This is a genomic window from Microcoleus sp. B4-C1, assembly GCF_036705285.1.
In the GTDB taxonomy this organism is placed as follows: domain Bacteria; phylum Cyanobacteriota; class Cyanobacteriia; order Cyanobacteriales; family Microcoleaceae; genus Microcoleus.
In genome coordinates this window covers 25,921-31,991 of sequence record NZ_JAUBUC010000050.1, presented here as the reverse complement: position 1 = coordinate 31,991, position 6,071 = coordinate 25,921, and the positions used below count along the sequence as shown (strand labels likewise).

Below are 6,071 nucleotides of genomic sequence, written 5' to 3'. Positions count from 1 at the left end.
TCTTTGCCTGCAAGCTGTACCTGAGTTTGTCCTAATTCTGTTTCTAATCCGAGGAGTTTTGCTAAAGCTTCTTGAAATTGCGATTCTTTGCCTGCAAGCTGTACCTGAGTTTCCCCTAAGTCTGCTTCTAATTTTAAGACTTTTGTTAAAGCTTCTTGAAATTGCGATTCTTTGCCTGCAAGCTGTACCTGAGTTTGTCCTAATTCTGTTTCTAATCCGAGGAGTTTTGCTAAAGCTTCTTGAAAATTTGATTCTTTGCCTGCAAGCTGTACTTGAGTTGATCCTAATTCTGTCTCTAATCCCAACACTTTCGCCTGGGCCTGGTGAAATTGTTCTTGCCACTGTTTGAGTTCGGAATAGCTGGTTTTTTGCTGTTTTTCCAGCAAGCGGATTTTTAGCCAATCTTCAAATGGCCAGACTGGAGAGGCTGGGAAATGAATAACTCGATCGATCGCACCTTTCGATTCGCTGCTGAGATTGCCAGCTTGGGTTTCCAAAAGTTGATATAGTTCTAAGGCTTCGGGAAAATATTTTTCTATTAAACTCGGTCTGTGACTTTTGACAATATCGTTGACTAATAAAGATTCTTCAAAATTGTCGGCCGGTATCGCACCTAAGTTAACATTAAATTTTTCGTTAACTCGATCGAGGAAAAGTTCAGGAGTGTTGCCGATGGGGTAAACGTTGGCTAGGAGACAGCGATGGGGGAAACGTTCGTAAAGTTCTAAAACTTTTTGATTGTAGTGAATCCACATTTTTACTGCCATTTCGGGATTTTGCAGCAAGCTGACATCGGTTCCCCGGCGGTAAAGGGAATCGACTACTTCCCAGGGCGATCGATAAACACAGATAAAATTAGCTTCGGGGAGCAAATTCAGCCAAAAATCCCAAAAAAGGGCTGTTCGCGGGTCTTTCCAACCCCAATGTTTGTGAGGAAGTTGATTTTGGTCGATCGCCCTTTTGGCGATTTCGACGTATTCTGGTGCTACCGGAATCGTTTTTTCAAACGTACAGCCGAGTTCATCAATACCGTGCGATCGTAAAACACTTTTGTGGAACTCCACAAAATCAACATTCTCGAAATGACCTTTCACATTTCCGTCGGCCGGGCCCACTAACTTTTTGCCAATATCAACCCCAACTTTCTGAAACAAAGAAGCTGTTAAAGACGTACCGGAACGGTGCATTCCGGTAACAATAAAAACCGACGGTTTGCTGTCATTTGTACTCACAATTTATCTCCCTCGCCCTAATACCCACACCCAATTTACTCACTAATCTCCCGCTAAGCCCAGGGAGCGCCTGACTTGAAACCACGCGCTTCTGAGCTTCCAGAACTTGCTGCTTTCCATTGCCAAAACCCTACACTTCGCTTGCTCTAGTTCTTGCTTCAGATTAATTAGCTGATTTTCGGTTTTTTCCAACTGCGTTTGCACAGATACTAACTGATGTTGAGTTTGCTCCAATTGCATTTGAGCTGCAACTAATTGACTTTGAGTTTCTTGCAAATTTGTTTGAGATTCTTCCAACTTTGTTTCAGTAATCATTAACTTACTTTGATTTTGATCCCATTCAATCCTAGCCGACTCTAACTGAGTCTCAAGTAATTGAAGTTTTGTTTGAGTAGAACCCAATAAAGACTGCGATTGTCTTTGGTTAATCAGCGATTTTACAGTGCAAGTTTCCAGAATCCATTCCCAACCATAGTTGTTGATTGCTTTGACTATTAACACATCCTGCAACCCTACAGTGTTTTTGGGTAAATAACAGCTCCAACCCGACTGCAGAGCCCCATCAGTTTCAAAATATCCAGCCACATCCGGGCGATCGTAAAAAGGCTCGCACCTCTGTACAACCTCCCCGTTTACCAGCACTTGCAGATCCTCAACTCGACCGTTGAGATTCACATCAGCTACCCATCCTTCCAGATACAAATTCTCCTTATTCGTAAAAGCAGCAACATCAATATATCCTTCTGGGTGGTGATTGAAATTCAACTCCGAAAAATCTCTAACTAGCTCATTTGTGACAACATACAAATCCTGAAATCTGCATATACCTTTTTTGATGCGGTGAACAAAAGCTTTGCCACCGCTAACTCTCTCGACACATTCTCTCACAAACTTTTCAGTTACATAAGTTGTGCCATATTCCTCCTTATCTAAAGACTGGCTTTCGCTTTGAGCACTAAACAAAATACCATTAGCCGGCATTTCTATATTGGCTAGGCGCAAACACTCATCGTGAACGCTGAACATCAAAATGCCGTTAGGAGTCAACAAATCGTACAAATTTTGCAACCAACTTGTAAAAGTTCTTTCCGGCATATGGCTGAAAAAAGAATTAGCCAGAATGCAGTCAAACTTGCGGTCAATTAAATAATTTTCGGGTTTTCCAGTTGAGACAATACCGTTGACGCCCAAGTATTCAGTTTGAAACTTAACCGCGTTAGCATAAATATCAGAAACCCAAATTCGTTCCGGCGGTATTTCCTGAATCAAAAACCTGGTAAATCGACCGTAACCGCAGGCAAAATCTAGAAAAGAAGGTACATTTTCAAAACTGCCAAAATGCCATTCCACAACTTGTTTAACCGTATCCAAGATGCGACGCCCGATCGAATAATAGCGCACCAAAGCCCGATCGCGATCGTCTTTGACGTTGTTCAAGCTGAACAAATACATTTCATCGTCTTCGCAGATATTCAGTTTAAAATTTTCGGGAAACTTAGTTTGATCTTGAATAAATGCTTTGATTACGGGATTTTCGACTAAATCTAAATTGATATCGCTCATTTTTTTTACAGAATTTTAGATAACCTCTGTTGACTGCTCTTTCACTAGAGTATCAGCATTAACAACAGTTAAACACGGTTCGATCAGCAAGTCAACGATGCCGTTACCGCAGGACTCAGTACAAGACTGAACTCTAAACATCGCCACATCAACACAGCGATCCAGATAAGTTAAATCTCCATCTACCGTTCCCACAACCCCAGCATTCAGAAAATAAACACCCGGATTCAGCAAACATTTAAACTGAAACTTCACTACAATTGTCGTTCCCGCTTCCACATACCTAACTGACTGAGTAGAAGCCTTCAAAGAAGCACCCGCCAACTCAAAACCACTAATTGTTTTAATCAACATTCCAAACCTAACTTTGGAAGTTGACCGCGAAAAAGTGACAGAGTAAGTATAAATATAATCTTGACGACCGAGCAAGTGATTTACCACATTTCCCTTCAGCGTCTCGATGTGGGGGTTGATAATTTCCGCTCCACGAGACGGATACCTTACCGTATTCGACGGTATCATCCCCGGATCGTAAAATTCATCGTAATATTCCTGCGGTTTTGAGAGATGTTGCTCCGGTTTAACTTCCCTCTTTGTGCTTTCTAAATTAGCCTCCTGAAGGTTGTCTTGACTTTCCTGTTTTGTCAGTTGGTTCAGAGCTCGAATATCTGACTTCAACCCCAAAACCTGATCCGGATCGGCATAAATCAGCTTTTGATACTTAGAAATTACCACCTTCGGCGTGTGAGCGAGCAGCAATTCACCGCTATCCATTAAAATCGCCGACGTACAAAGTTGCACCACAGAAGTAGCTGCGTGAGAAACAAATAAAATTGTTCCGCCACCTTCCTGAATGCTTTGCAAGCGGGCAAAACACTTGCGTTGAAAAGCTTCGTCGCCCACCGAAAGCGCCTCGTCAACCACCAAAATATCTGGCTCGACGCTAGTCGCAACGGCAAAAGCTAGCCTGACAAACATACCGCTAGAATAAGTCTTGACTGGCTGTTCGATGAAATCGCCAATATCAGCAAAAGCAGCTATATCGTCAAACTTTTCTTCAGTTTCTTTTTGATTGAATCCCAGTAACTGAGCGTTAAAAAACACATTTTGTCGCCCGGTAAATTCCGGGTTAAACCCGCTTCCGAGTTCCAACAAAGCGGAGACTCGGCCTTTAACATCGACGCTTCCTGTGGTAGGTGTGAGCGTCCCCACAATTATTTGCAGGAGAGTGCTTTTTCCTGAACCGTTGCGACCGACAATTCCTAGAGTTTGTCCTTGAGGAATTTCCAGATTGATGTCGTGTAGGGCCCAAAATTCGTCAGCCAGTTTTTTGCTGGGGTAAATAATTTCCTTTAAGCGGTCTCCTGGACGATCGTACCGCTTAAAGCATTTGGAAACATTTTTTAGTGAAATTACATTTTCTGTCATCCGATTTTAGATTTTAGATTTTAGATTTTAGATTTTAGATTTTAGATTGACTTTACAGCATATTCGGTGGTTCATAAAGTACATTAGCAGCTATATTGTGTGCTGTTAATCCTCCGGGTGCGGATCTGCGAGATATTGGATAAAACTTGCAGATTGACGGTTGGCGACGCACCTTACACGGGCTAGAAAATTGTGTTTACTACATATACATAGAATATGCTGTATATCTCAAACAAATTTACAGCATATCTCAAACAAATTTACAGCACGTCAGCAAAAGCGGGACGCAAACGCCGGTAAACCGCCCAACCCCCACAAAATATAGCAGCAGAAATTAGCGTGGCGACACCCCATTCGCCCCAATGCTTAACTTCTCCAAGCAGTATGAGGTCTCGATAAACCTCCGAGATGGCGGCCATTGGATTTAGCCAAAATACCCACCCTCGCCACTCTTGGGGGATGATTGATGCTGGGTAGACGATCGGCGTCAAATAAAACCAAAAATTTAGAATAACACCTAATGTCTGAGGAATGTCTCGCAAAAATACAGTCAAGCCGGCTGTCAAATATCCCAAACCAGCAGTTATCAGCAACTGAGGCACCCACACCAACGGCAGTAAACATAAAGTAGCGTTGAGCTTTTGCGACGACACTGCAACTATCACAATCAAAGCTGCTAAACCCAGAGAACTTTCAATAAAAGCTGTAAAAATCGGCACTAGGGGCAGCAAACCGAGAGGAAATACCACTTTTTTCACTAAATTCGGCTGCCCCACCACGGAGACTCCCGACTTGATCAAACCGCTGGTGAAGGCAGTCCAAGGCAGCAAACCTGCAAACAACCAGACTCCAAATGTAATGTCGCTGTTTTCTGGGAAGCCTGCGAGGCTGAGCTTTACCTTGAGGACGATCGAGAATACATAAGTGTAAATCACCAATTGCGATAGCTGATTCAGCAGCGGCCAAAAATTGCCCAGAATCGAGCCTTTGTATTGAGCTTCCAAGTCCCGGCGCACCAATGTTGCCAGCAGATTCAGCTTCGCCCACCGCTGCCTACTTGCGGGCAGCCTGCCGCCCACCCTTCGGGCTTTTTGGGCAACTTCTTTCACAGTTCTCTGCAATTTTTTCGCCCTCGTTCACTACCTTCACACCTAAATCAACTCAAGCTACAACTGTGCAGCTTTTGCTAAACCGCAATTATTCCACAGCCCCGTCGTTTTGATCAAGGATCTGCCACCCTGGCTTGGGCTTCTTCCTTCTTTCTTCTTTCCCCTTCCTTCGGAGGTTATCTTAGCCGATCGCCGATCGCACTGCCGAACCGATCGCCCGTTTTTGCTCGTCGTCGTAGCCCCACCGCCGGAAAAATTTTTCATACTCGCCGTTGGCACTGTGCAAACTTTCTAGCATTTGCGACGCTATAGTTTGACACGCTGCCATTTGCAGCATTTGAATTAAATTGCGCGATCGCTCCTGCACTCTAGCAGAATCGGCCGCCATTTCCTCTTTTTGCTGGCGCGAATGATGTACAACCATTGCCGCCGACATCGCCAAATTTTTCACCAGCAGTTCTGCTACGATCTCAGGAGCCGATCGCAGCGCCTCGACTACTCCGGGTGACGGGTGATCTGCCTCCGGTCGATCGTCCGTTAGATAGGTGACAAAAAACCCCCTAGCACCGTTCTGTGTTTTCACCAGAGAAGCCACAGCTTGCTCGATGTCGGCTTGTAAAAGTCTATCGGACTCAATGAACGACAGTAAAGATTGAGTTAGCTCGATCGCCCCCTCAAAAGTTATGCTTTCCGATGCTAATAAAGAAGATGGAATACTCATAACGAACTCAATAATTTT

General features: G+C 43.9%; 4 protein-coding genes and 1 pseudogene. All 5 read right to left on the bottom strand.

Annotated elements, in window-relative coordinates:
• Positions 1 to 1,232, bottom strand: a pseudogene (locus tag QUB26_RS19550) (glycosyltransferase); the annotation flags it as partial.
• A 42-nt stretch (positions 1,233 to 1,274) separates the two neighbouring features.
• Positions 1,275 to 2,795 carry a methyltransferase gene (locus QUB26_RS19545; RefSeq protein ID WP_333319298.1) on the bottom strand — a complete coding sequence of 507 codons (1,521 nt, stop codon included), beginning with the start codon at positions 2,793 to 2,795 and terminating at the stop codon, positions 1,275 to 1,277.
• Between the two features lie 15 nt (positions 2,796 to 2,810).
• Entirely contained in the window at positions 2,811 to 4,223 is a 1,413-nt protein-coding gene (locus QUB26_RS19540; RefSeq protein ID WP_333319296.1) for an ABC transporter ATP-binding protein, read from the bottom strand.
• Between the two features lie 260 nt (positions 4,224 to 4,483).
• Positions 4,484 to 5,332 carry an ABC transporter permease gene (locus QUB26_RS19535; RefSeq protein WP_445299627.1) on the bottom strand — a complete coding sequence of 283 codons (849 nt, stop codon included), beginning with the start codon at positions 5,330 to 5,332 and terminating at the stop codon, positions 4,484 to 4,486.
• A gap of 181 nt (positions 5,333 to 5,513) precedes the next feature.
• Positions 5,514 to 6,053, bottom strand: a complete 540-nt coding sequence (locus tag QUB26_RS19530; RefSeq protein ID WP_333245023.1) for a hypothetical protein — start codon at positions 6,051 to 6,053, stop codon at positions 5,514 to 5,516.
• Between the last annotated feature and the right edge of the window lie 18 nt (positions 6,054 to 6,071).